This is a genomic window from Pseudomonas sp. FSO-7 (genome assembly GCF_059579345.1).
Genome location: NZ_CM184193.1, coordinates 1,377,051 through 1,401,239 on the forward strand (window position 1 = coordinate 1,377,051; position 24,189 = coordinate 1,401,239).

Annotated in this window: 24 protein-coding genes; 10 read left to right on the forward strand and 14 right to left on the reverse strand. The window is 62.7% G+C overall.

The genetic code is table 11. The features are described from left to right. Positions 1–9: 9 nt before the first annotated feature. The 7 genes from AC515T_RS05945 to AC515T_RS05975 form a co-directional block, all read right to left on the reverse strand. The gene (locus AC515T_RS05945) at positions 10–1,128 is read right to left on the reverse strand and encodes a succinylglutamate desuccinylase/aspartoacylase family protein (protein WP_496531771.1); all 1,119 of its coding nucleotides are present in this window, start codon (positions 1,126–1,128) and stop codon (positions 10–12) included. A 27-nt stretch (positions 1,129–1,155) separates the two neighbouring features. Next, positions 1,156–1,866, reverse strand: a complete 711-nt coding sequence (locus AC515T_RS05950; protein ID WP_496531772.1) for an ABC transporter permease — start codon at positions 1,864–1,866, stop codon at positions 1,156–1,158. After that, the gene (locus AC515T_RS05955; RefSeq protein WP_496531773.1) at positions 1,863–2,591 is read right to left on the reverse strand and encodes an ABC transporter permease; all 729 of its coding nucleotides are present in this window, start codon (positions 2,589–2,591) and stop codon (positions 1,863–1,865) included. The genes AC515T_RS05950 and AC515T_RS05955 overlap by 4 nt, the downstream gene beginning before the upstream one ends. A 57-nt stretch (positions 2,592–2,648) precedes the next feature. Beyond that, positions 2,649–3,431: a transporter substrate-binding domain-containing protein gene (locus AC515T_RS05960; RefSeq protein ID WP_496531774.1), complete on the reverse strand. Its 783-nt coding sequence runs from the start codon at positions 3,429–3,431 to the stop codon at positions 2,649–2,651. A 349-nt stretch (positions 3,432–3,780) separates the two neighbouring features. Next, the gene (locus tag AC515T_RS05965; RefSeq protein WP_496531775.1) at positions 3,781–5,469 is read right to left on the reverse strand and encodes an ATP-dependent DNA ligase; all 1,689 of its coding nucleotides are present in this window, start codon (positions 5,467–5,469) and stop codon (positions 3,781–3,783) included. Next, entirely contained in the window at positions 5,466–6,497 is a 1,032-nt protein-coding gene (locus tag AC515T_RS05970; RefSeq protein WP_496531776.1) for a ligase-associated DNA damage response exonuclease, read from the reverse strand. Before AC515T_RS05970 ends, AC515T_RS05965 begins: the two co-directional genes overlap by 4 nt. A 211-nt stretch (positions 6,498–6,708) precedes the next feature. Beyond that, a complete protein-coding gene (locus AC515T_RS05975) occupies positions 6,709–9,159 on the reverse strand; it encodes a penicillin acylase family protein (RefSeq protein WP_496531777.1) in 2,451 nt (816 codons plus the stop codon). A 207-nt stretch (positions 9,160–9,366) separates the two neighbouring features. Between AC515T_RS05975 and AC515T_RS05980 the strand changes: the two genes are divergently transcribed. Further along, entirely contained in the window at positions 9,367–9,933 is a 567-nt protein-coding gene (locus AC515T_RS05980) for a cysteine hydrolase family protein (protein ID WP_496533081.1), read from the forward strand. A gap of 285 nt (positions 9,934–10,218) precedes the next feature. Here the strand turns inward: AC515T_RS05980 and AC515T_RS05985 are convergent, their stop codons facing one another. From AC515T_RS05985 to AC515T_RS06000, 4 genes are all read right to left on the reverse strand, one after another. After that, positions 10,219–10,422, reverse strand: coding sequence for an SEC-C metal-binding domain-containing protein (locus AC515T_RS05985; protein WP_003198420.1), 204 nt, complete (start codon positions 10,420–10,422; stop codon positions 10,219–10,221). A gap of 5 nt (positions 10,423–10,427) precedes the next feature. Next, positions 10,428–10,913 (reverse strand): LEA/WHy family protein, encoded by a 486-nt coding sequence (locus AC515T_RS05990; RefSeq protein ID WP_496531778.1) that lies wholly within the window; start codon positions 10,911–10,913, stop codon positions 10,428–10,430. A 70-nt stretch (positions 10,914–10,983) separates the two neighbouring features. Continuing rightward, complete coding sequence (locus AC515T_RS05995) at positions 10,984–11,472, reverse strand: YchJ family protein (protein ID WP_496531779.1); 489 nt, start codon at positions 11,470–11,472, stop codon at positions 10,984–10,986. Positions 11,473–11,474: 2 nt separating this feature from the next. Beyond that, the gene (locus tag AC515T_RS06000) at positions 11,475–11,972 is read right to left on the reverse strand and encodes a DUF6231 family protein (RefSeq protein WP_496531780.1); all 498 of its coding nucleotides are present in this window, start codon (positions 11,970–11,972) and stop codon (positions 11,475–11,477) included. A gap of 192 nt (positions 11,973–12,164) precedes the next feature. On the opposite strand from AC515T_RS06000, the gene AC515T_RS06005 reads away from it, so the two are divergent. From AC515T_RS06005 to AC515T_RS06020, 4 genes are all read left to right on the forward strand, one after another. Next, positions 12,165–12,860 carry a PA1041 family peptidoglycan-binding anchor lipoprotein gene (locus AC515T_RS06005; protein WP_496531781.1) on the forward strand — a complete coding sequence of 232 codons (696 nt, stop codon included), beginning with the start codon at positions 12,165–12,167 and terminating at the stop codon, positions 12,858–12,860. A gap of 90 nt (positions 12,861–12,950) precedes the next feature. Next, positions 12,951–13,676: a PA1041 family peptidoglycan-binding anchor lipoprotein gene (locus tag AC515T_RS06010; RefSeq protein WP_496531782.1), complete on the forward strand. Its 726-nt coding sequence runs from the start codon at positions 12,951–12,953 to the stop codon at positions 13,674–13,676. Between the two features lie 146 nt (positions 13,677–13,822). Then, a complete protein-coding gene (locus AC515T_RS06015; protein ID WP_496531783.1) occupies positions 13,823–14,095 on the forward strand; it encodes a DUF1145 domain-containing protein in 273 nt (90 codons plus the stop codon). After that, positions 14,088–14,846, forward strand: a complete 759-nt coding sequence (locus AC515T_RS06020; protein WP_496531784.1) for a collagen-like protein — start codon at positions 14,088–14,090, stop codon at positions 14,844–14,846. The genes AC515T_RS06015 and AC515T_RS06020 overlap by 8 nt, the downstream gene beginning before the upstream one ends. 127 nt (positions 14,847–14,973) lie before the next feature. Here AC515T_RS06020 and AC515T_RS06025 read toward each other — a convergent pair whose 3' ends face one another. Continuing rightward, entirely contained in the window at positions 14,974–15,438 is a 465-nt protein-coding gene (locus AC515T_RS06025) for a CopD family protein (RefSeq protein ID WP_496531785.1), read from the reverse strand. A 99-nt stretch (positions 15,439–15,537) separates the two neighbouring features. Between AC515T_RS06025 and dinG the strand changes: the two genes are divergently transcribed. From dinG to pdxH, 4 genes are all read left to right on the forward strand, one after another. After that, positions 15,538–17,682: an ATP-dependent DNA helicase DinG gene (gene dinG / locus AC515T_RS06030; RefSeq protein WP_063322679.1), complete on the forward strand. Its 2,145-nt coding sequence runs from the start codon at positions 15,538–15,540 to the stop codon at positions 17,680–17,682. Between the two features lie 182 nt (positions 17,683–17,864). Then, on the forward strand, positions 17,865–19,010 hold the full coding sequence (locus AC515T_RS06035; protein ID WP_496531786.1) for a serine hydrolase domain-containing protein: 1,146 nt from the start codon (positions 17,865–17,867) through the stop codon (positions 19,008–19,010). A gap of 118 nt (positions 19,011–19,128) precedes the next feature. Continuing rightward, positions 19,129–20,265: an OmpA family protein gene (locus tag AC515T_RS06040; RefSeq protein ID WP_496531787.1), complete on the forward strand. Its 1,137-nt coding sequence runs from the start codon at positions 19,129–19,131 to the stop codon at positions 20,263–20,265. 23 nt (positions 20,266–20,288) lie between these two features. After that, a complete protein-coding gene (gene pdxH / locus AC515T_RS06045; protein WP_496531788.1) occupies positions 20,289–20,936 on the forward strand; it encodes a pyridoxamine 5'-phosphate oxidase in 648 nt (215 codons plus the stop codon). Here pdxH and AC515T_RS06050 read toward each other — a convergent pair. Continuing rightward, the gene (locus AC515T_RS06050; protein ID WP_496531789.1) at positions 20,884–21,165 is read right to left on the reverse strand and encodes a hypothetical protein; all 282 of its coding nucleotides are present in this window, start codon (positions 21,163–21,165) and stop codon (positions 20,884–20,886) included. The genes pdxH and AC515T_RS06050 overlap by 53 nt on opposite strands. Before the next feature lie 171 nt (positions 21,166–21,336). Here AC515T_RS06050 and AC515T_RS06055 point away from each other — a divergent pair, with 171 nt between their 5' ends. Then, entirely contained in the window at positions 21,337–21,801 is a 465-nt protein-coding gene (locus AC515T_RS06055) for an outer membrane lipoprotein (RefSeq protein WP_024776354.1), read from the forward strand. Positions 21,802–22,853: 1,052 nt separating this feature from the next. Here AC515T_RS06055 and nhaA read toward each other — a convergent pair. Next, positions 22,854–24,041, reverse strand: a complete 1,188-nt coding sequence (gene nhaA, locus AC515T_RS06060; RefSeq protein WP_496531790.1) for a Na+/H+ antiporter NhaA — start codon at positions 24,039–24,041, stop codon at positions 22,854–22,856. Positions 24,042–24,189: the final 148 nt, after the last annotated feature.

Below are 24,189 nucleotides of genomic sequence, written 5' to 3' on the forward strand. Positions count from 1 at the left end.
CATGCATCCTCAAGGCGAAAGTAGGTAGCCGCTGCGGTAGGCCTCGGTGCCGGCGACATGGGCGATGACCATGCCAGCCGTGGCCATGCGGCGCAACGAACGGGCATACAGCAGCCCGGCGTTACGGCAATGAACGGGGGTGACGGTGTCGTTGACCGGGTCGATGATTTCCGCGATCAGTTGCCCCGCCTCCAGGTATTCGCCGGGCAGGGCGCTGTAGACCAGCAACCCGCCCACGGGCGTCGCCACCGGCTCGACCGCGGCCAGCGGCGTGGCCGGGTAGGGCAGTTCGGGCATGGGCATCGGTTCACCGTCGATGGCGCCGAAGCGGATCAGGTATTCGATCAAGGCCTGGCAGTCGAGGCTCGCCAGACCATGGTTGACGTCACCTTGGCCGCGCAATTCCACGGTCACCGAAAAGCTGCCCAGGGGAATCTCGAAGCGTTCGCCGAAGCGTTCCTTGAGTTGCCACCAGAGCAGGGTGAAGCATTCGTCGAACGATTGGCCGCCCGAATCGGTCGCCAGCAGGCTGGCTTCGGCACCGATGTAGCGGGCCAGCGGCTCGACCTGGGGCCAGGCGTCGGGCGTGGTGTAGAGGTGGGCCACGGCTTCGAAGTCGCAATGCAGGTCCAGCACCATGTCGGCGTCGCAGGCCAGCCGTTGCAGGGCCAGGCGCAGGGATTGCAGTTGGGTGCCTGGGGTCTGCCGGGCGAGGGCATCGCGCAGGCTGGTGCGGATCAGCATCAGGTTGTGCTGCGGATCGTCGGTGAGCAGGTCCTGGATTTCGTTGCCGATCTCTTCGCTCAGGTCGACGAAGCGGCGGTTGAAGTTCTGCCCGCTCTCGGTTTCGTAGCGACCCAGGGGCACGTCCATCAGCACTTGTTCGAGGCCGACGGGGTTGGCGACCGGCACCAGCACGATCTCGTGGCGCAGGTGGCCCGACGCCTCGAGCTCGGCCAGGCGTTGCTTGAGGTGCCAGGCGACCAGCATGCCCGGCAGTTCATCGGCGTGCAGGGACGACTGGATATAGATTTTGCCGCCGGCTTTTTCCGGGCCGAAGTGGAAGCTGTGGATCGTGCGTGCGGTCCCCGGTACCGGGGCCAGCAGGTCATGGATCTGGTGGCGCATGTGCGTGTGTGTCCTGGAACAAAAGCCCTAGTGGGTCGGCCCGAGGAAGGCCAGCCATCGGCGTTCGGCGAGGCGGAAGAGGCCCACCAGCGCAAAGGTGACGGTCAGGTAGATCAACGCGGCGATCCCGAACGACTGGAACGTCATGAACGTCGCCGAGTTGGCATCCCGGGCGACTTTCAGCACGTCTGGAACGGTAGCGGTGAACGCCACGGTCGTCGAGTGCAGCATCAAGATGACTTCGTTGCTGTAGTAGGGCAGCGAGCGTCGCAGCGCCGAGGGCATGATCACGTAGGCGTACAGTTTCCAGCCGGTCAGGCCGTAGGCCTTGGCCGCCTCCACTTCGCCATGGTTCATGCTGCGAATCGCCCCGGCGAAAATTTCCGTGGTGTAGGCACAGGTGTTCAAGGCAAAGGCCAGGATCGTGCAGTTCATCGCGTCGCGAAAGAAACTGTCGAGCATGGGTTGGGCGCGTACCGCCTCGATGCTGTAGATGCCGGTGTAGCAGATCAGCAGCTGGATATAGAGCGGCGTGCCCCGGAACAGGTAGGTGTAGAACTGCACGGGCCAGCGGACGTAGAACTTGGGCGAAACCCGGGCGATGGACAGCGGGATCGACACCACGAAGCCGATCAGCAGCGAAGCGCTGAGCAGCCACAGGGTCATGGCCAGGCCGGTGATGTTGACGCCGTCGCTGTAAAGGAACGGCCGCCAATATTCCTGCAGAAGTTCGATCATCGCACCGCCTCCCGGGCTCCGGCGGCGTAGCGGCGTTCAAGCCAGCGCAGGATGAAGTTGGACGCGCTGGTGATCAGCAGATAGATCAATGCCGCCAGTACCAGGAAGTAGAACAGCTGGTAGGTGCTCTTGCCCGCATCCTGGGCCGCCTTGACCAGGTCGGCCAGGCCGATGATCGACACCAGCGCGGTGGCCTTGAGCATCACCATCCAGTTGTTGCCGATACCCGGCAGGGCAAAGCGCATCATTTGTGGAAACACCACGAAGCGAAAGCGCTGGCCACGCTTGAGGCCATAGGCCGTGGCAGCTTCGACCTGGCCCCGGGGGACCGCGAGGATCGCGCCGCGAAAGGTTTCGGTGAAATACGCGCCATAGATGAAGCCCAGGGTGATCACCCCGGCGCCGAATGGGTCGATCTCGATGTATTCCCATTCCATGAAGTCGGTAAACGAGGTCAGCCAGGTTTGCAGGCTGTAGAAGATCAGCAGCATCAGGACCAGGTCCGGCACGCCACGGATCAGCGTGGTGTAGAGCTGGGCAGGGATTCGCAGCAGTTTGACGCGGGACAGCTTGGCACTGGCGCCCAGCAGGCCGAGCAAGACGCTCAACAACAGGGACAGGGCCGACAGCTTGATGGTCATCCAGGTGCCTTGCATCAGCAGCGGGCCGAAGCCCTGCAGGCTGAAGGCGGAGAGCCCCAGACTTTGTAGGAGTTGTTCGAACATGGACGTTGCCTTTGGCAGAAAAAAGACGCCCACCCGAGACCGGATGGGCGCCGCGCATTATTTGCCGCTGTACAGATTCAGATCGCCAAAGTGTTTTTTCTGGATTTCGGCGTACGTGCCGTCGTCGTGTAACGCTTTGATACCTTTATCCAAAAGGGCCTTCAGCTCTTTGTTACCTTTCTTGATACCGATGGCGGTCTTGGATGGCAGCAGTTCGCTGTCCACCGGTTTGCTGACTTCATAGCCTTCGCCTTTTGGCGACTTCAGGAAGCCCAGCTCAGCCTGGAGCATGTCCTGGATCGCCGCGTCGAGGCGGCCGGAGGTCAGGTCGGCGTAGACCTGGTCCTGGTTCTGGTAGGCCTGGGTCTTGACGCCGGCCTTGTCCAGCACGGCCTTGGCGTAGGCTTCCTGGATGGTGCCCTGCTCATAGCCGACGGTCTTGCCTTTGAGCGAGGCAACGTCTTCGCTCAGGCCCGAGCCCTTCTTGAAGACATAGGCCGTTGGGCCGGAGAACAGCTCGCTGGAGAAGTCGATGACTTTTTCCCGCGCCGGGGTTACGGTCATGGAGGAAATCACGCCGTCGAATTTATTGGCCTTGAGGCCCGGGATCATGCCGTCGAAATCGCTTTCGACCCATTTGCATTTGACCTTCAGCTCTGCGCAGATCGCATTGCCCAGGTCGATGTCGAAACCGACCAGGTTGCCGTCGGCGGCCTTGGACTCGAACGGGGCGTAGGAAGGGTCGACACCAAAACGCAGTTCCTTGTATTCCTTGGCTGTGGCGACGCCAGCGGCCATGCACAACGCCAGTGCAGAAAGGGTCAGCAGTGCTTTTTTCATTATTGAGTCCCTAAAACCAATTTGAGCGCTTGTGGCGCGTAAGATTGTTACCGGTGAAGGTCTGAACGGTATGACGGCATAAAGGTAGCAATTTCCGAACCATAGTGCCGAACAAGTGTTTTAAAAGCACGGACGGCTGTGGACGGAACGCGATGGTGCGCGAGGGTGAGCGTACATCAAAAGCCGCACCAGGATGGAGCGAAACGCTTTAATTGCGAGGGCGTCTGTTTGTGGCGAGGGAGCTTGCTCCCGCTGGAGGCGCAGCCTCCCTTTGCGGTGTGTCATCCAGAGTCAGGGGGGCCGCTTCGCGCCCCAGCGGGAGCAAGCTCCCTCGCCACAAAAGCCTGCGTTACTTCAAGAGGTCCTGCAGGGTTGCCAATGTGTCAGCCTCGTCGACGTGCTTGTCCTGGCGCCAGCGCAACATCCGCGGGAACCGTACCGCGATTCCGCTCTTGTGGCGCTTGGACAGGGCGATGCCTTCGAAGCCCAGTTCGAACACCAAGGTGGGGGTGACGCTGCTCACCGGGCCGAACTTCTCCACGGTGGTCTTGCGCACGATGCTGTCGACCTGGCGCATTTCTGCATCGGTCAGCCCTGAATAGGCCTTGGCGAATGGCACCAGGGTGCGCTCGCGACTGCCCGGCGGGTTGTCCCATACGGCGAAGGTGTAGTCGCTGTACAGGCTGGCGCGTCGACCGTGGCCGCGCTGGGCGTAGATCAGCACCGCGTCGACGCTGAACGGGTCGATCTTCCATTTCCACCACACCCCCATGTCCTTGGTGCGACCGACGCCGTACAGCGCGTTGCGGGCCTTGAGCATCATGCCCTCGACGCCGAGGCTGCGAGAGGCTTCGCGCTGCCGGGCGAGGTCTTGCCAGCCCTGGCCGGTGACGATCGGCGAGGGCAACAGCACCGGGCTATGGATTCGGGCTATCAGCGCTTCCAGTTGTTCGCGGCGCTCGGCCTGGGGGCGGCTGCGCCAATCCTCGCCTTGCCATTCCAACAGGTCGTAGGCCATCACCACCACGGGCGCGTCGTCGAGGATTTTCTTGCCCAGGGTCTTGCGACCGATGCGCTGCTGCAACAAGGCGAAGGGCTGCACGGCCGGTTGCAGCGGCGCGTCCGGGTCGAAAGCGTCCTCGGTGACCGACTGGGGGGCTTTCCAGACCACGATTTCACCGTCGATCACCGTGCCGTCAGGCAACGCCTGGGCCAGTGAATGCAACTCCGGAAACCGTTCAGTGACCAAGTCCTCGCCTCGGGACCAGATCCACAAATGGCCGTCGCGCTTGATCACCTGGGCGCGGATCCCATCCCATTTCCATTCCACCTGCCAGTCGCTGGCCGGCCCCAGTAGCGTGTCGAATTGCTCCACTGGCGCAGCCAACGCATGGGCCAGGAAAAACGGATAGGGCTGGCCGCCGCGCTGGGCATGTTCATCGTCGGACTCGGCGGCGATCAGCTTGAGGTAACTGGCGGCCGTGGGGCGATGGGACAGGTCGGTGTAGCCCACCAGACGCTGGGCCACCCGTTTGCTGTCCAGCCCGGCCATGGTCGCCAGGGCTCGGGTCACCAGCAGTTTGGATACGCCGACGCGGAAACTGCCGGTGATGAGTTTGACGCAGAGCATCAGGCTCGGCCGGTCCAACTGCGCCCACAGCGCCGGAAGCCGTTCAGCCAGGACGTCAGGCGACGCTCCGCGCAATGGCAGCAGTTTCTCTTCGATCCACAGCGCCAGGCCTTCATCGGAGCGGTGGGGCGATTCGGGCAGGACCAGCGAAATGGTTTCGGCCAGGTCGCCCACGGCCTGATAACTTTCCTCGAACAGCCAGAGCGATAACCCGGATACCTGGACCGCCAACTCCCGCAGGATTTTTACTGGCACCAGTTGCCGCGGACGCCCACCGGAGAGGAAATACACGGCCCACGCCGCGTCCTGGGGCGGGGCCTTGGTGAAATAGTCCTGCATGGCGGTGAGCTTGGCATTGCTGGAAGTGGTGGCGTCCAGTTCGGCGTACAACTCGGCGAAGGCTTTCATGGCGCCTCCTCACCGCTGTCGGTGGCCGTGACGAGGTCTTCTTCGTCGTCGCCGTATTCGGTGGTGAACCCCTGGGCATCGAGGCCTTGCTCGCACAAGTGGCGCACCAGCACGGCGACTGACCCGTGGGTGACCATGACCCGTTCGGCGCCGGTCTGTTCGATGGCCCAGAGCAGGCCTGGCCAGTCGGCGTGGTCGGACAGCACGAACCCCCGGTCCACGCCACGCCGCCGACGCGTACCGCGCAGGCGCATCCAGCCGCTGGCGAAGGCGTCGCTGTAGTCGCCGAAGCGGCGCATCCAGCTGCTGCCTCCGGCAGAGGGCGGGGCGATGACCAGCGCCTGGCCCATGATCGGGTCGTTCTTCTTGATATCACCGGCATAAATCGTTGGCGGCAGATAAACCCCGGCCTCGCGGTAGACCCGGTTCAGCGGTTCCACCGCCCCATGGGCCAGGATCGGGCCGAGGCTTTCATCGATGCCGTGAAGAATCCGCTGGGCCTTGCCGAAGGAATAACAGAACAACACGCTGGCCCGGCCGGCGGCGATGTTCCCGCGCCACCACTGGTTGATCTCGTCGAAAATCTGCGCCTGGGGCTGCCAGCGGTAGATCGGCAAGCCGAAAGTGGATTCCGTGATGAAGGTGTGGCATTTCACCGGTTCGAACGGAGTACAGGTGCCGTCGGGCTCGACTTTGTAATCCCCCGACGCCACCCAGACCTCGCCCTGATATTCCAGGCGTACCTGGGCCGAGCCGAGCACATGGCCGGCGGGGTGAAAGCTCAAGGTCACGCCATGGTGCGACAGGCATTCGCCGTAGGGCAGGGTTTGCAGGTTGAGGTCCTGGCCCAGGCGCGACCGCAGGATGCCTTCGCCGGGTGCCGCTGCCAGGTAGTGTTGGTTGCCGCTGCGGGCATGGTCGCCGTGGGCGTGGGTGATGACCGAGCGTTCCACCGCCCGCCACGGGTCGATGTAGAAATCCCCGGGTGGGCAGTACAAGCCTTCGGGGCGGGCAATGACAAGATCCATGCAATCACCGGAGCGATGGGCTTGTCAGGTAGAGGCGAGGGCGGGGGGAGAAGTTCTATCGGGTTTTTCGGGGGGCATGGGCTGGGGCCATCGCGAGCAAGCTCGCTCCCACATTGGCTTTGTGTTGAATCGCCATACCGAATTCAACACGACCCCCTGTAGGGAGCAAGCTCCCTCGCCACAAAGCCCTATCTCAAGTCCTGGGCTGCAGTTATTTGCCAGGCACCAGCGTCAACCGCGACTTTCCATACGCCCGATCAAAGTTCTGCGATTGCAACGGCAGGCTCTGGTATTGCCCCTTGATCCACGGATCAATGCCATTGGCATAGTTCGGGCTGACCGGGTTGCCGGACTGGCCGGCGCCGTCCTGGATCATCAACGGCTCGGGCTGGCCGAAGTCGACGATAAAGCGCATGGCCGGCGCCAGGGTGGTGGTGAAATCCTGGCCCCAGGCGAACGCCGCGGTGTTGAGCGTGGTGGCGTCGCCACCGGCCGGCAGTGGGCCGTGTACGATCTGGCCGTTGCTGTTCTTCCAGGTGTTGCGATGCAATTGGCCCCATTGCCAGGCCTTGTGGTCACCGCCCAACTGGCTGTCACCGGCGTTGATGGTGGCGGCCAGGCTGCGGGCGAGGATGACGGCCTTGTCTTCTTTCTGGGGTGTGCGTACATCGTCCCAGAACGGGCTGTCTTCACGTCCCAGCAGATGATCGGCCTGGGCCGAGTAGGACAATTGGCCGTTGGCGACCAGCGCCTGCCACGCGGGGCTGCTGTCCGGGCCCAGCTCGTCGAGGAAAATCTGCTTCATGCTTTCCTGCAGGAACAGCTCGTAAATCGCCGCGTCGGCGGAGGTCGGGCTGAGCCGGCCATCGAATGCCATCAAGCGGGTATAGGCCTCGCGAGCCTTGGCCCGGTCAGCCACCGGCAGGGCTTCGATGGCCTGTTTGAGCGGCTGGGTCATGCCCGGGGCTTCGAAGACTTGCTTGAGCTTGGCCGCGAACGTCGTGGTCTGGTCGTATTGCATGGCGGTCAGGCTGCGGGTGTCGTGCTTGCCAGCGCCGGCCAGCTCGGCCATGCGTTCGCCACGCTCCGGCGACGCCCAGGAATTGGACAACTGCATGCCGTAGCCATGGGGAATGACCCGTTGGTTGGCCGTGCCGAGCCAGCCCTGGGCCGGGTCTTGATCGTAGGGGTGCAGCATCGGGTCGGCGTAACCGTCCCAATCGTAGCGACCGTCCCAGCCCGGCGACGGCAGCAGGCCTTCGCCTTCACGGCGGTTCGGGTAGCGACCAGTGACTTGCCAGCCGATATGGCTGGCGTCGGCAAAGACCAGGTTCACGGCCATGGCGCGGATTTCCCGGCTGGCATCGGAAGCTTTTTCGACGTTCTGCGCCCGGGACAGGTCAAAGAATGCGTCCAGGGTCTTGTCGTCGCTGAAGCTCGGCGTCTGCAAGGCCAGGCCAAAGCCGTTGGCCATGGCGGGGCCTTGGGCGCTGTTGAGCAACGGGCCGTGGCGGGTCTCGAACACCGCTTCACGGATCGGCCGCTGGCCTTTGATGAAGTAGGTTTCGTTGCGCACGATCGCCGGCTGCCATTTGCCGTTGACCTCGTAGGACAGGCCATTGCCCTGGCGGCGGATTTTTTCCAGGAACAGGTCCTGGTTGTCCCCCAGCACGCTGGTCATGCTCCAGGCCACTTTGCCGTTGAACCCGGCCAGGATCATCGGGATGCCTGCCACGGAAACCCCGACCGCCTGGTACTTGGGCGCACGGATCTGTACCGGGCTCCACAGCCCCGGCATGCCCAGCGGCCCGTGGCTGTCGCTGGCCAACAGGCTCTTGCCGCTGCGGCTGCGTTGTGGCGCGATGGCCCAGTTGCTTGCCGACGCAGCACCCAACAGGTTCAGCCCAGCCAATTGGCGGGTGGCGTTGCTGATCTCGTTCAGGCCCGGGATCTGGCCGTTGAGGCGCAGGCCCTGGAGCTTGTCGGCTTCGGCCACGGGCAGTTGCTCGTCCGGATAGGACGGGCTCAGCCAGGCGAGTTTGTCGTGGGTGACCGTCTGGGCCAGCACCAGGTTGGCGATTTCTTCCGGCAGGTTGGCCGACTGGCTGAAATTCAGCAGGCAGAACATCAGCGCCGAATCTTCCGGTTTCCAGTATTCGGGTTTGTAACCGGTGGCGGCCAGGTCCGACGGCAACTTGTCGCGGTAGCGGAACAGGTAGGCGTTGACGCCACGGGCATAGACTTCGAAGAACCGCTTGAGCCGTGGCGAAGACGCCTTGTACAGCTCGTCGGCGTTTTTCCTCAGGTTGACGGCGCGCATGTAGCGGTCGACGTCCAGCCGCTCGGCGCCGGACATTTCCGCCAATCGGCCCTGGGCCAGCAGGCGCAGGGTCACCATCTGGCTGATACGGTCGCTGGCGTGGACGTAGCCGAGGGTGAACAAGGCGTCATGGAAGCTGTTGCTTTCGATCAGCGGCATGCCCATGGCATTGCGGCGGACCGAGACGTTCTGCGCCAGCCCCTTGAGCGGCTGCACACCGGACGTGGGCGGGACCGTGTCCTGAGCATTCCAGGTCTGGCATCCGCTCAAACCGAGCACACTGGCCACCGCGGCGGCAACGCCGAGCCGGGGGATGAAGGAAATAGAGGCTGGCGAGGCCATGGCAAAGCTCCTGCGGGAGGGGGGTGGCACCAATAAAGGCGCTACGTTAGTGAGCAGGCGGGGGCCGCGCAAGCGGGGCGAGGGTTATTTGTTGATTTGGCGATGAAAGCCCGGGACCGGGTCATCGCTTTTGCGCGAAGGCTTGCCTGTTGGAAGAGGTGATGCTCAAGTGTGGACCATTCAAAGACCGAGCAAGAGAAAACCGGCATGGAGCTACAGAACGACGCGGCGCTGATCCTCATCGATCAACAAAAAGGCATCCTTCACCCCAGGCTCGGCCCTCGCAACAACCCCGAGGCAGAGCTGCGCATGCTGGAACTGCTGGCTTTCTGGCGACACACGGCGCGACCGGTGATTCACGTCCATCACCTGTCCCGTTCGCCGGACTCGGTATTCTGGCCGGGGCAGTCGGGCGTGGAGGTCCAGCCACGGTTCGAGCCGATGGGTGGGGAATGGTTGGTGCAAAAGCAGGTGCCGGATGCGTTCAGTGGCACGCACCTGGAGCAAGACCTGCGCAAAGCCGGTATCAGGCAATTGGTGATCGTCGGTGTGGCGACGCACAACTCGGTGGAGTCCACGGCGCGTACCGCCGGCAACCTGGGATTCGATACCTGGGTGGCCGAGGACGCCTGCTTCACCTTCGACAAGACCGATTACTTCGGCAATGCCCGTTCGGCGGCCGAGGTGCATGCCATGTCCCTGGGCAACTTGCATGGCGAGTATGCGACGGTGGTCAGTGTGAAGGGGATTCTGGGGGGGCGGGCTGATACATAAGCAGTGAATGTACCGGCCTCATCGCGAGCAAGCTCGCTCCCACACTGGATTCTGCGGTGATCATTGGATATCGCCTCACCGCAATTCCCCTGTGGGAGCGGGCTTGCTCGCGAAGAGGGCGTGTCAGGTCAATCACTGCCAACTGACCCACCGCATTCGCGAGCAGGCCCGCTCCCACAGGAGTCAGTGGTGAGACAGGGCTTGGCGAACGCCTTGGAGCCCCTGTGGGAGCGAGCTTGCTCGCGATGACGGTCTAACAGGCGAAAATTTTTTCCGCCCGAACCTTCAAGCCCCGTGGCACTTCTTGAATTTCTTGCCGTTGCCGCACGGGCAAGGGTCGTTGCGACCGACATCCTTCAGGGCGTTGCGCACCGGTTCCTGATGGGCGTGACCGCAGTTCGGGCCATGGACGTGGCCGTGGTCATGGTCGTGATGATGGTCGTGATCGTGGTTGCAATCAGGGCCGTGGACGTGGGGTTGCTGGGTCATCGGGGTTACTCCGCAATTAAATCGGCGGCGATTATCACGCCATTGCGCTCAAGGTGCACGTAATGGGCGATGAATAATCCGGTTTCCAGCTCACCTTCCAGACGATAGGGGATCTGTTCCCGGGGTTTCTCCAGCAGCTTCACCACTTCCCGCACCTGTGGCCACAGGTTGGTGCGCACCGGCACCTTGAAGTAGGCGCTGTGCCTGGGGCGCACGGTGAACCAGTGCTCATGCTCGCCTTCGGTCAGCAACAGGTCGCCCAGGTGGATGCGGTAGGTCAGGCCGCGAACGGTGAGGTCGCTGTCGCCGGGGTTGTCGACGCGAAAGTGCAGCATGAACTTCTGTTCCAGCAGCCGGGCCCTCACCACCTCGACTTTGACCAGATGCACCTGTGGTTCCGGGGCTTCTTCACCTCGCCAGGATGCACAGCCGCCGAAACCAACAAACAGCAGCAGACAGGTGATGCGCAGCAAGAATGATGGTGGAGTCATGTCCGTGCCTCTGATTTATCCCCAGTCTAGCCCTATGGGCCGATGGACGAGCGTCGGACGTTTCCTAAAATCAGCGATTGAAGTAGCCGGCGCAGCACTTCTTGAATTTGTGCCCGCTGCCGCACGGACAGCTGTCGTTGCGTCCTGTCTTGACCGGCACGGTCGGATCGATGAAGTACCAGCGCCCGTCGTTCTGCACGAAGGAGGACTGTTCACGGTGGCTGTGCTCGCCCTGGCCGTCGTGCCAGCGTGCCGTGAACGTGACAAAGGCGTGTTCCGGTTGACCGCCGAACACTTCGCTGCTTTCCACGTCCAGTCCCAACCAGGTGCTGTTGGCGCTCCACTCGCTGATGGACTGGCGATCGAGCCCTTGCTGCTGCGCGGGCAGGGTGGTGGCAACCAGGTAATCCACCAGGCCCAGCACATAGGCGCTATAGCGCGAGCGCATCAAGGCTTCGGCGCAGGGCGCCGGGTGACCGTCGTGGTAGTGGCCGCAGCAGGCCTCCAGTGAGTTGCCACTGCCGCAGGGGCAAATGGGTGAGTGCGAGCTTGAGTTCACGGTTACCACCAATATTTTCCAAAGTTTTCCGGGTTGGCCCAAAAACGTGAGTTGAGCCAGTCGGGGACCTGTTTGTATTCAAGCAGATCGTAGGTGAACAGGGTCAGCACCTGATCGTCGCGCTGGAATCGCTCACTGGCCTGCAGGGCCAGGGAAAAAAAGTCCGTCTCTTGCCAGCCGCAGGCGTTGAGGTCGGCGAGCACGGCGATGCGGCTGGCGTTGAGGTTGCGGATGCCGCCCAACAGGTTCAGACCGTCGCGCTTGGGCAAATGCTCCAGGCAATCGAGCGCCAGGGCCAGGTCAAAACGTCGCGCCGCCACGTCCGCCGGCAGCGCGCCGGGGGCGGCGTGGACCACTTCGGTGCCGGGGTGGGCCTGCTGGAATGCTTCGAGTGCGGGAAAGCCGCTGGCACCGATCAGCAGCAGTGTTTGCGGGGCATAACGGTCAAGCACGGCCGCCAGGGCTTGCTGGGGTGTGCGCGAAGAAATGGCAACGGTCATCGAAGTTCCTCAGTCAGAACCTGCACGATAGCCTGCCCGGACAGCATGGCCTAGAGCGGTTTATCCCTGAATGTGCGCAAACTTCGCAAACACGGGGCGAAAACCCGCGATTGCTCAGGCTGGCGCAGATACGAAGTCGGGTCTTTACTCCCCTGAATCGGCGACAAGCCGATCCCTCAAGGAGAAAAACCAATGAGCATAGTTCGGACAGCGTTACCCCTGGTTCTGCTAACCAGTGTGTTGACTGGTTGCGCAGGTTTGCAGAAAACCGACTGGCCGATCTGTGCGGCCACGGGTGGTGTCGTCGGCGCGGGATTGGGCGCCATCGAAAGCAGTTCCTGGATCGGCCCGGGAGCGCTGGTGGCCGGCACCGTGGCGGCGGGCTGGTGCTGGGCCCATGGCGACGGCGACGAAGACGGCGATGGTGTGCCGGACAGCCGTGACAAGTGCCCAGGCACACCGAAGGGCGTGCAGGTCGATGCCGACGGTTGCCCGCCACCCGCCCCGGCGCCGGTGGTCGAAGAGCCGGTCGTGGTCAAGGAAGAAACCATCGTGGTCCGCGACGTGCACTTTGAGTTCAACAAAGCCACGCTGACCCCGGCCGACAAGGATGTGTTGAGCGCGGTCGCCACCCAGTTGAAACAGGAAGCGTCCACCACGCAACTGCGGGTCACCGGCCACACCGACAGCGTCGGCAGCGATGCCTACAACCAGAAACTGTCGGAGAAACGGGCCCACTCGGTGGTGCAATACCTGGTCCAAAACGGCGTGCCACGGGCCAGTTTTGTCTCGGTGTCCGGTGCCGGTGAGAGCCAGCCGGTGGCCGATAACAAGACCGCCGATGGCCGCGCGATGAACCGCCGCACGGAAATCAAGATAAACCGCTGAAACCCTTGTCATCCGCGGCTTGTAGAGTTGCGGATGCGGGTCTTTACTCCTGTGTGACCGGTATGGGCCGGTGACACAGGAGCCTTCACCATGAACGTTCTCATCAGGGCCGCCTTACCGGTACTGCTGGCAAGCAGTCTGTTGTCCGGTTGCGCCACTCACAGCGACGGCAGCGCACCTCTCAACCAACGCACCTGGCCAATCTGTAGCCTGATCGGCGGCCTCGTCGGCGGCGGGTTGGGGGCCATTGAAAGCAGTGGCTGGGCCGCCGGCGGCGCGGCATTGGGGCTGCTGGGCGGTGGTTTGATCTGCTACGCCCAGGATGGCGACGAAGACGACGACGGCGTGTTCGACCGCCGCGATCGTTGTCCCGATACCCCGGCCAATACGCCCGTCGAGCATCACGGTTGCCCGGTGCCGCAATACCCGGCCAGTGCGCCACCGGTCGAACCGCAAGCACCGGCCAGCGAGGTCATCACTCTCAACGACGCGGGCAAGGTGCTGTTCGATTTCGACAAATCCGACCTCACCGCAGACGCTCGAAGCCAGCTCGATGGGCTGGTGAGCAAGCTCAGCCATGCCAATGTCGCCAGTATCCGGGTGGTGGGCCACACCGACAGTGTCGGCACCGATGCCTATAATCAGGGGCTGTCCGAACGTCGGGCCAGCAGCGTCGTGGAGTATTTGCTGACCCAGGGGCTAGCCCCCGACAAACTCACCAGCGAAGGCAAGGGCGAAAGCGCGCCGGTGGCCGACAATGAGACCGATGAAGGGCGGGCGCAGAACCGTCGGGTTGAATTGCATATCCAGCGCTGAGGCGCGGCCCAGGGCCGCCGGGTCGTCGGGAGGACGATCCGGTGGGCCAGGGCCCGGGTCAGATTAAATTTGCCGGGCCCTCTGGCTTATCCTGCGCGCAAGCCGTTACTGTGCGGGCAAAGAATAATGCTCGATCAGGGGGACGTATGAAGGTGTTTTGGGGGCTGGGGCGCTTGCTGACCCTGCCGTTCTGGCTGGTGGTGCTGGTTAATCTGGTCGTGCCGTTCGTCCATCCGCTGCATCTGCTGGTCAATGTCGCCGGCACGTTTTTGCTGGTACTCCATCTGCTGGAGCTGCTGTTGTTCCGGGCCAGTTTCCGTGGCCGCCCCGCGCCTGGCCGCGATCGCCTCAGAGTGCTGCTGTTCGGCATCTTCCACCTGCAAACCCTCCCGACCGCGCCAGAGGCTTCCCATGCGTAAATTGTGTCTGCTTGCCGCACTCGTATGCCCGTGGGCTTCAGCCCAAGTGCTCCAGGTCGAAGGCCATTCGTTGATGCGCCTGCCCAACACTACCAGCACCCTGACCCTGGAACGCCTGGATGTGGCCGACTACGGCACGCTGCTGGTGCCTTCCAATGTCACTGAACTGACCATCGACCAATTGCACCTGGGGCGTGAGGCGCGGATCGCCATCGTGCCGGCGCAGCAGGTTCTGGAAATGAAAGTGGCCCAGGCTGAATTGGCCGAGGGCAGCCAGATCACTTCACGCGGCGCACCGGGGACCTATACCAAGGCCGCGCGGCCGGGGCGTGATCTCAACCTGCGTTTCAAGGTGTTGAATGCGCCGTTGTTGTCGGTGGACGCCCGTGGCGGCACCGGTGCACCAGGTTTCGTTGGCCTTGACGGGGCCAATGGCCAGGCGCCGGGTTGCACCTGGGGTTCGGCCGGTCGCGGTGCCGACGGCAGCAATGGCAGTGATGGCCAGCCGGGTGCCGCTGGCGCGCAGGTGCGCCTCGAACTGCCCCGGGCCTACCCGGCCGAGCAGATCAAGGTGACGGTGGACGGCGGCGCCGGTGGCGCGGCGGGGCACGGCGGTAAACCCGGCGCCGGGGGCAAGGCCAAGGGCTGCCTGGTCTATACCGCGGATGGCGGCAAAAGCGGTCGTCCTGGCGCTGATGGCCAGCCAGGGCCTGCCGGAGCGGCGGGTACGGTGACGGTGCAGCGGTTCTGAAGAAAAATCTGATCCCGACCTGTGGGAGCGAGCTTGCTCGCGATGGCATTGGGTCAGTCGATCAAGTATTGCCTGACGTGCCGCCATCGCGAGCAAGCTCGCTCCCACAGGGTTCGGTGCAATTTTTTCAGAACATCGGTCGCGCCGCGCCAATCGCCACCACCAGCAACCCAATCAACAGATTGATCCCCACCAATCTGCGGATCTTCCCCAGCACCGCCGCTCCCGCCGGCCAGTCCTGCGCCGTCACGGCGTTACGCAATGCGGGCAGTTGCAAGCCCTGGATGCGGATAAACAGCGCCGTCATCACCACGTACAAGCCCATCATCACCTGCACATAACGCGGCGCGGTTTCGAAACCGGCGAAGCGTAGATGGATCAGGCCTACGCCGCTGATCGGCAAAAGGACCACCGCGACCCAGACCCAGACGAAAAAACGCTGAAACACTTCTACCCACAACTTGAGCCGGGCAGGGCCCTCAAGCGCCGTCATTGCGGCGGGGCGCAGGATCATCCAGGCGAAGAACATGCCGCCGACCCAGACCAGGGCCGCCAGTAAATGCAGGGTGTAGACAAGGGCAAAGGGTGTCATTGGGTTACTCCGTTCTGCGCAGGATTCATTAGCGGGGTATGATAGCCGCCGATCCGAACCACTGAAAATTTATCCAGCGTTTTTAGCGCCCGACCATTCATGATCAGCACCGAACTCAAAACCACGATCCAGGGCGCCTATTCGCGTTTTCTCGAAGCCAAGAGCCTCAAGCCGCGATATGGCCAGCGCCTGATGATTGCCGAAGTGGCAAAAGTCCTGGGCGACATCGACACCGACGACGAAGGTCGGCGCAGCGGCGAGCCTGCCGTCGTGGCGGTGGAGGCCGGCACCGGTACCGGCAAGACCGTGGCCTACAGCCTGGCGGCGATTCCCACCGCCAAGGCCGCCGGCAAGCGCCTGGTGATCGCCACGGCCACCGTCGCCCTGCAGGAGCAGATCGTCTACAAGGACCTGCCCGACCTGATGCGCAACAGCGGTCTGAACTTCACGTTCGCCCTGGCCAAGGGCCGGGGGCGCTACATGTGCCTGTCCAAGCTCGACATGTTGCTCCAGGAAGGCCATGCCCAGACTGCCACGGCCCAGTTGTTCGAGGAAGAAGGCTTCAAGATCGAGGTCGATGAAGCCAGTCAGAAGCTGTTTACCAGCATGATCGAGAAGCTGGCCGGCAATAAATGGGACGGCGACCGCGACAGCTGGTCCACGGCCCTGGAAGATGCCGACTGGTCCCGCCTGACCACCGACCATAGCCAGTGCACCAACCGCCACTGCCCGAACTTCGGCCAATGCGCCTTCTACAAGGCCCGTGAAGGCATGGGCAAGGTCGACGTCATCGTCACCAACCACGACATGGTCCTGGCCGACCTGGCCCTGGGCGGTGGTGCGGTGCTGCCGGACCCGCGCGACACGATCTACGTATTCGACGAAGGCCATCACCTGCCAGACAAGGCCATCGGCCATTTCGCCCACTACACCCGGCTGCGTTCCACCGCCGATTGGCTGGAAACCACCGCCAAGAACCTCACCAAACTGCTGGCCCAGCATCCGTTGCCGGGTGACCTGGGCAAGTTCATCGAGCAAGTGCCGGAGCTGGCGCGGGAAATCAAGACGAACCAGCAGTTCATGTTCACCGCGTGCGAGCAAGTGGCCGATTTCAAGCCCGGCGAAGACGTCGAGGGTCGCGAGCGGCCACGCCATCGCTTTGTCGGCGGCGTGATTCCTGAACACATGCGCGAAATGGGCATCGAGCTCAAGAAAGGTTTCGCGCGCCTGACCGATCTGTTCACGCGCCTGACCGACCTGCTCAAGGAAGGCATGGATGGCGAGGTCAACATCGGCATCGCCAGCAACCAGGCCGAGGAGTGGTACCCATTGTTCGGCAGCCTGTTGTCCCGTTCCCAGGGCAACTGGGAGCTGTGGACGGCCTTTACCGCCGAAGACCCGGAAGACAACCCGCCGATGGCGCGCTGGCTGACCCTGGCCGAAAGCGGTTCGCTGTTCGACATCGAGGTCAATGCCAGCCCGATCCTGGCGGCGGAAATGCTGCGGCGCAACCTGTGGAACGTGGCCTATGGCGCGCTGGTGACGTCCGCCACGCTGACCGCCCTGGGGACGTTCGACCGCTTCCGCATGCGCGCCGGCCTGCCGAAGAAAGCCGTGACCGCGGTGGTTCCGAGTCCCTTTCATCACGCCGATGCCGGCGTGCTGCGGGTGCCCGACCTCAAGGCCGACCCACGGGATGCCGCCGCCCACACTGCGGCGATCATCCGCGACCTGCCGGAACTGGTGGAAGGCTCCCGGGGTACCCTGGTGCTGTTTTCTTCGCGCAAGCAGATGCAGGACGTGTTCGATGGCCTTGATCGTGACTGGCGCAAGCAGGTGTTCATCCAGGGCAACCTGTCGAAGCAGGAAACCTTGAACAAGCACAAGGCACGGGTCGATGGTGGGGACTCCAGCGTGCTGTTCGGCCTGGCGAGCTTCGCCGAAGGCGTGGACTTGCCCGGTGCCTATTGCGAGCACGTGGTGATCGCCAAGATCCCCTTCTCGGTTCCCGACGACCCGGTGGAGGCAGCGCTGGCCGAGTGGATCGAAGCCCGTGGTGGCAACCCGTTCATGGAAATCTCCGTGCCGGACGCTTCGCTGAAGCTGGTCCAGGCGTGTGGTCGCTTGCTGCGTACCGAAGAAGATCGCGGCACCATCACCTTGCTCGACCGCAGGTTGGTGACCCAGCGCTATGGCAAGGCGATCCTCAATGCATTGCCGCCGTTTCGGCGGGAGATTTCCTGATACAAGCGCCTGTGGCAGAACGCTTTTGTGGCAAATGGCGGCTTTTTGTGGCGAGGGAGCTTGCTCCCTCGCCACAAAGGTCAGAGCCAGGCCGGTCAGCCGTCTAACGGCGGTTCCCAAAACTGTTAATGGCTGAAACAATGCCAGCCACCTTAAAAGTGTTTATTTCAAGGGAGTTACGGGTGCAAATTCAAGGCCATTACGAACTTCAGTTCGAGGCGGTGCGTGAAGCGTTCGCCGCGCTGTTCGATGATCCCCAGGAGCGCGGCGCTGCGTTGTGCATCCAGGTGGGTGGCCGCACGGTGATCGACCTGTGGGCCGGTACCGCCGACAAGGATGGCCATGAAGCCTGGCACAGCGACACCATCGCCAACCTGTTTTCCTGCACCAAGACGTTCACCGCTGTCACCGCCCTGCAACTGGTGGCTGAAGGCAAGTTGCAGCTGGACGCCCCGGTAGCCCGCTATTGGCCCGAGTTTGCCGCGGCCGGCAAGCAATCCATCACCCTGCGCCAACTGCTCTGCCACCAGGCTGGGCTGCCGGCGCTACATGAATTGCTGCCGCCCGAAGCGCTTTATGACTGGCAAGCCATGGTCGATGCCCTGGCTGCCGAAACACCTTGGTGGACTCCGGGCGAGGGCCACGGTTATGCCGCGATCACTTACGGCTGGCTGGTGGGCGAGTTGTTGCGCCGGGCCGATGGGCGCGGCCCGGGGGACTCCATCGTGGCTCGTGTTGCCAAACCGTTGGGCCTGGATTTCCACGTTGGCCTGGCCGACGACGAGTTCTATCGCGTGGCCCACATCGCCCGTGGCAAAGGCAACGCCGGCGATGCGGCGGCCCAGCGCCTGCTGCAGGTGACGATGCGCGAGCCCACGGCCATGACCACCCGGGCCTTTACCAATCCACCGTCGATCATGACCAGCACCAACAAACCGGAATGGCGACGAATGCAGCAACCGGCGGCCAATGGCCACGGCAATGCCCGTAGCCTGGCCGGGTTCTATGCGGGGCTGCTGGACGGCAGCCTGCTGGAAGGTGAAATGCTCGACGAACTGACTCGCCAGCACAGCTTGGGCGAGGATAAGACATTGTTGACCCAGACCCGTTTCGGCCTGGGTTGCATGCTCGACCAGCCGGATGTGCCGAACGCGACCTACGGCCTTGGCCCGCGGGCGTTCGGTCATCCGGGGGCCGGGGGCTCCATCGGGTTTGCCGATCCCGAACATGATGTTGCGTTCGGCTTCGTGACCAACACCCTCGGGCCTTACGTTTTGATGGACCCGCGGGCGCAGAATCTTGCGCGGGTGCTTGCCACTTGTCTATAAAACGCCATTGAAGGCGGCGGGCACCGGAACCTCGTGTCCTTTTCAGTTTCAAAGCGTCTGTTTATGCGGCCAAAACAGGGCCTTTGTTTTTTCATTCAGATCATTTTGTGGATATCCAATGTCATCGACTAAAACCCTCGCTCTGGCGCTGTGCTTCGCTATCACCGGTTGCGCACAAACCCCACAAAATGATGCCGAGGGCAGTAGCGGCTGGTGGCCGTTCGGCGCTTCCGACAAGGTGGCAGCCAAGGAAACGGCACCCGCGGCGCCCCTGAAGCCGGCCGCCGTCGCCCCGCAAGCCAAGGCCGAGAGCGCCAGCCATTGGTGGTGGCCGTTCTCTTCCGAGGAAACCGCTGCGGACGCCGCCAGAAAAGTCGAAGCAAAGGCAGAAGCGCAAGCCAAGCCTGAGGCCAAGGCGCCGGCAGCTGTTGCCAAGGCCGAAGCCGAAAGCAATGGCAAGTGGTGGTGGCCGTTCGGTGGCAAGGATCAGGAAACCGCCAAGGCGGTGCCGATGCCCGATCCTAAAGTCACCCAAGCCTGGCTCGACGACTACGAGCCGAAGCTGCGCACCGCCATCAAGGACAGCAAGCTCGAACTCGAGCGCCGCGACGATGTGCTGGTGGTCACCGCGCCCGTGGACGGCTCTTTCAACCCGGACCGTCCGGCCATGCTGCTGCCCGTGACCCTCGGCCCGTTCACCCGTGTGGCGAAGATCCTTGAAACCGACCCGAAGACTGCCGTGCTGATCCTCGGCCACGCCGATACCTCGGGCGCCGCACCGGCCAACCTCAAGCTCAGCCAGGAGCGTGCCCAGTCCGTGGCGGCGATTTTTCGCCTCAGCGGCCTGCAACGTGATCGCCTGATGCTGCGCGGCATGGGCGCAGTGGCACCACGTGCGGCCAACGACAGCGTTGAGGGCCGCGCCTTGAACCGTCGTGTGGAATTGCTGGTCACGCCGGCCAACACCATGGTTGCGCTGCTGAGCAAATACAACATGCCGGCCCCGGCCCCAGTGACGATGGTTGCAGCCCAGGATGCGAAGCCTGTTGCCCCGGCGCCTGCGCCTGCGGCAAAAAAAGCGGTGGCCTCGACCACCAAAGCCTCGGCCAAGAAAGCCCCGGCCAAAAAAGCCGCGACCAAGGCGCCTGCTAAGAAGGCCCCGGCCAAGCCCGCTACCCCAGCGAAGAAACCCCAACCGGCCAAAGCCGCCACCGATACCAAGAAAGTCGCGGCCGCCGAGGCCCCGAAGCAGTGATGGGCTAACACAAGGAACGCGCCATGACCCAACCGCTGGCTGATATGCGCCGCGACTACACCCGCGACGGTTTGACCGAGGCACAAGCCCCGGCCGAACCGTTCGCGCTGTTCCACCAATGGTTCGCCGACGCGGTGAAAACCGAGCAGGCCCCGGTGGAGGCCAACGCCATGACCCTGGCGACGGTGGATGCGCAAGGGCGCCCGCACTGCCGCATCCTGCTGCTCAAGGGCCTGGATGCCCTGGGCTTCACCTTCTTCACCAACTACGACAGCGACAAGGGCCAGCAATTGGCTGCGAATCCATTCGCGGCCATGACGTTTTTCTGGCCGGCCCTGGAACGCCAGGTGCGCATCGAAGGCAAAGTGGTCAAGGTCACGGCGCAAGAGTCGGACGCCTATTACCAGGTTCGCCCGCTGGGCAGCCGCCTTGGCGCCTGGGCTTCACCCCAGAGTCGGGTGATTTCGGGGCGTGCTGAGCTGGACGATCTGCTCAAGGCTACCGAGCAACGCTTCAGCGATAGCCAACCTCATTGCCCGGAGCACTGGGGCGGCTATCGTTTGCTGCCCGAGCGTATCGAATTCTGGCAGGGCCGACCGAGCCGCCTGCATGATCGCCTCAACTACCGCCTGCAAGGGGCGGACTGGACTCGCGAGCGCCTGGCGCCTTAGCGGGATAACCTGCCGCAGCGGTTTGAAGCCATTGCGGCAGGTCCCGGCGCTTGATGCCTTGCTCCCGGGCGCGGGTCAATTGTTGCAGCATGTAGGTCTTTTTCTGCTCATCCTGCCCCGCCAGCGACAACGCCAGGTCGCGGTCCATCCAACGTCTGATCCGTACGTACAGCCACCCGTGGAAGTACAGGCCGGCCACGGTGGTGACGACGATGATGAAATAATCCATGAAAAAATCCCTGGGTTGATGACGCAGGTTTCGTAAATTGGCGCTACTGTTTGGTGAATTTTTCCGGTGCGCCTGTATCCCACCTGAATGAAAACAATTTTATCCCGGTGAGGCCGTGACAGGCGTCAAGCTGCGGAGTTTAATGAATCCCTGTCTTTTGGAGTTGATGCTATGCGTAAGTCTGTTTTGCTGGTTGCTTCCTTTTCCACGATGGCGATGTTGCTCACTGGCTGTCAGTCGAGCCTGACCGGTGACTCCTACTCCCGTGACGAGGCGCGTCGCGTGCAGACGATTCGCATGGGGACCATCGAATCCCTGCGTCCGGTCAAGATCGAAGGCACCAAGACCCCTATCGGCGGTGCGGCCGGTGCTGTGGTCGGTGGTGTCGGCGGCAGCGCCATCGGTGGTGGCCGTGGCAGCATCGTCGCTGCCGTGATCGGCGCTGTGGCGGGTGGCCTGATTGGTTCCGCTACCGAAGAAGGCCTGACCCGTACCCAGGGTGTGGAAATCACTGTGCGTGAAGATGACGGCAGCATGCGTGCCTATGTGCAGCAGGTTCAGGAAAACGAGGTGTTCCGTGTGGGTGAGCGGGTTCGTATTTCCACTGTGGGTGGTACGAGTCGCGTTTCGCACTAAGCTGGAATTGCTTTGAGAAAACGGCGCTTTTTCCTGGACGGAAGGCGCCGTTTTTTTTATGGCTTTGTTTCGGGGGCGGCGTACATATCCGTTTTTTCGGTAACGGCTACTTAGGGTTCCGCTTTTACAGCGGGTCACTTTTGAGAAGCGCAAAAGTAACCAAAACGCTTTTGCCCCACCACTCGGTGCCTCGCCTAGGCTCGGCATGCCTGAACGAAGGCATTGCTCCGTGGGCCGCCGCGAAGGGCCATCCATGGCCCAGCGCGGCTAACCCGGCATCCATGCCGGGTTGCCCACTGCGCAATACCTTCGTTCAGCCATCGTGGTTAACGGGGCGCCGAGATCAACGTCCGCCCCGAGGCGGCCTGATAGCCGACCTGGTTCATGGTGGGACCGCGTTTCCCCTGTGGGAATAAAGTGTGGGAGCGAGTTTGCTCGCGATGGTGGTGGGTCAGTTTGCGGTGATGTTGGATGTGCCGGCCTCATCGCGAGCAAGCTCGCTCCCACAGTAGGGCTGTGTTGGTATGAATTTTGTGTTCACTGAAGGTTGGGTGTGGGAGCGAGCTTGCTCGCGATGGCGGCAGAAAATTCAATCGCTATATAACTGAACTATCGATATCGCAAGGCTGAAAAAGCGGCAAAACAGTGACGAAGATGTTGCATGTGCTGGCCCCTTCGCGAGCAGGTTCGCTCCCACAGGAGAAACGCGGTCCCACCATGAACCAGGTTGGCTATCAGGCCGCCTCGTGGTGGACGTTGATCTCGGCGCCCCGTTAACCACGATGGCCGAACGCAGGCATTGTGGAGTGGGCATCCCGGCATGGATGCCGGGATAGCCGCGCTGGGCCATGGATGGCCCTTCGCGGCGGCCCACGGAGCAATGCCGGAGTGAGGGCATGCCGAGCCTAGGCGAGGCACCGAGTGGTGGGGCAGAAGCGCTTTGGTTACTTTCGCGCTTTTCGAAAGTGACCCGCTGTAAAAGCGGAACCGCCAGTAGCCGTTACCGAAGAAATGGATATACACCTCCCTCCGATTTATCCGGTTACCAGAAATCAACCAGGCAATGCAGGCTGCTTACGACTGGCCGCCGCCGTCACCGCATACCCCAGCACCGCCGCCAGGATCGACCCGGTGAGAATCCCCATCCGGTCCATGCCCGCATAGTCACTGACACCCGGCTCAAACGCGAGGGAGCCAACGAACAGGCTCATGGTGAAACCAATACCGCACAGGATTGCCACGCCCAGTACCTGGCCCCAATTGGCCCCCGCGGGCAGGCTGGCGATGCCGATTTTCACGGCCAGCCAGGTCAGGCCGAAGACGCCGACGGTCTTGCCCAGTAACAGGCCGATGGCAATGCCCATCGGCACGTGATGGGTAAAACTTTCGACAGTGACGCCGCTCAGGGACAGGCCGGCGTTGGCGAAGGCGAACAGCGGCAGGATGCCATAGGCCACCCAGGGATGCAGGGCATGTTCCAAGGTGAGCAGCGGCGAAGTCTCGGCGTTTTTCGTGCGCAGCGGGATGCAGAACGCCAGGGTTACCCCGGCCAACGTGGCATGGACACCGCTCTTGAGCACGCAGACCCAGAGGATCAGGCCGACGACCATGTAGGGCCCGAGCTTGACCACACCCATCCGGTTCATTGCCACCAGCGCGGCGATGCAGGCGGCCGCCAGTATGAGCGACAAGGTCGACAGGGCGCCGGAGTAGAAAATGGCGATGATGATAATGGCACCCAGGTCATCGATGATCGCCAGGGTCATCAGGAACAGTTTGAGCGATACCGGCACCCGCTTGCCGAGCAAGGCCAGCACACCGAGGGCGAACGCGATGTCGGTGGCCGTCGGAATCGCCCAGCCCGCGAGGGCGGGCGGATTGTCGCGGTTGAGGAACCAGTAGATCAGGGCCGGTACCACCATGCCACCAATCGCCGCCGCGCCCGGCAGGACGATTTGCGAAGGGTTCGACAGCTGCCCATCGAGGACCTCACGCTTGACCTCGAGGCCGATGAGCAGGAAGAACATCGCCATCAGGCCGTCGTTGATCCACAGCAGCAAGGGTTTGGCGATCTTCAATGCGCCAACCTGGGCGACCACCGGGGTGTCGAGCAGACCGTTATACAGCCAGGACAACGGTGAATTGTTGATGACCAGGGCCAGTACGGCGGCGGCGATCAGCAGCAGGCCGCTGGCAGCCTCCAGTTGAAAAAAACGTGTCAGAGAATTGCGTAGAGCCACGATCGCTCTCCATTCATCGAATCAAAAAGATGGCACACCCTAACCCGTACTGTTAGTTGTTAAAACAAAAGTTATATTCTTTTTTGTTATATGGCGTTACAAGGCCTGCGCCACGCAGTCGGCAGTTACGGGCCATATTGGACCTTAG

Bases quoted from the DNA above. Each gene is read 5' to 3' on its own strand.
- AC515T_RS05945 (WP_496531771.1), bottom strand. From the start codon at position 1,128: ATGCGCCACCAGATCCATGACCTGCTGGCCCCGGTACCGGGGACCGCA.
- AC515T_RS05950 (WP_496531772.1), bottom strand. From the start codon at position 1,866: ATGATCGAACTTCTGCAGGAATATTGGCGGCCGTTCCTTTACAGCGAC.
- AC515T_RS05955 (WP_496531773.1), bottom strand. From the start codon at position 2,591: ATGTTCGAACAACTCCTACAAAGTCTGGGGCTCTCCGCCTTCAGCCTG.
- AC515T_RS05960 (WP_496531774.1), bottom strand. From the start codon at position 3,431: ATGAAAAAAGCACTGCTGACCCTTTCTGCACTGGCGTTGTGCATGGCC.
- AC515T_RS05965 (WP_496531775.1), bottom strand. From the start codon at position 5,469: ATGAAAGCCTTCGCCGAGTTGTACGCCGAACTGGACGCCACCACTTCC.
- AC515T_RS05970 (WP_496531776.1), bottom strand. From the start codon at position 6,497: ATGGATCTTGTCATTGCCCGCCCCGAAGGCTTGTACTGCCCACCCGGG.
- AC515T_RS05975 (WP_496531777.1), bottom strand. From the start codon at position 9,159: ATGGCCTCGCCAGCCTCTATTTCCTTCATCCCCCGGCTCGGCGTTGCC.
- AC515T_RS05980 (WP_496533081.1), top strand. From the start codon at position 9,367: ATGGAGCTACAGAACGACGCGGCGCTGATCCTCATCGATCAACAAAAA.
- AC515T_RS05985 (WP_003198420.1), bottom strand. From the start codon at position 10,422: ATGACCCAGCAACCCCACGTCCACGGCCCTGATTGCAACCACGATCAC.
- AC515T_RS05990 (WP_496531778.1), bottom strand. From the start codon at position 10,913: ATGACTCCACCATCATTCTTGCTGCGCATCACCTGTCTGCTGCTGTTT.
- AC515T_RS06000 (WP_496531780.1), bottom strand. From the start codon at position 11,972: ATGACCGTTGCCATTTCTTCGCGCACACCCCAGCAAGCCCTGGCGGCC.
- AC515T_RS06005 (WP_496531781.1), top strand. From the start codon at position 12,165: ATGAGCATAGTTCGGACAGCGTTACCCCTGGTTCTGCTAACCAGTGTG.
- AC515T_RS06010 (WP_496531782.1), top strand. From the start codon at position 12,951: ATGAACGTTCTCATCAGGGCCGCCTTACCGGTACTGCTGGCAAGCAGT.
- AC515T_RS06015 (WP_496531783.1), top strand. From the start codon at position 13,823: ATGAAGGTGTTTTGGGGGCTGGGGCGCTTGCTGACCCTGCCGTTCTGG.
- AC515T_RS06020 (WP_496531784.1), top strand. From the start codon at position 14,088: ATGCGTAAATTGTGTCTGCTTGCCGCACTCGTATGCCCGTGGGCTTCA.
- AC515T_RS06025 (WP_496531785.1), bottom strand. From the start codon at position 15,438: ATGACACCCTTTGCCCTTGTCTACACCCTGCATTTACTGGCGGCCCTG.
- dinG (WP_063322679.1), top strand. From the start codon at position 15,538: ATGATCAGCACCGAACTCAAAACCACGATCCAGGGCGCCTATTCGCGT.
- AC515T_RS06040 (WP_496531787.1), top strand. From the start codon at position 19,129: ATGTCATCGACTAAAACCCTCGCTCTGGCGCTGTGCTTCGCTATCACC.
- pdxH (WP_496531788.1), top strand. From the start codon at position 20,289: ATGACCCAACCGCTGGCTGATATGCGCCGCGACTACACCCGCGACGGT.
- AC515T_RS06050 (WP_496531789.1), bottom strand. From the start codon at position 21,165: ATGGATTATTTCATCATCGTCGTCACCACCGTGGCCGGCCTGTACTTC.
- AC515T_RS06055 (WP_024776354.1), top strand. From the start codon at position 21,337: ATGCGTAAGTCTGTTTTGCTGGTTGCTTCCTTTTCCACGATGGCGATG.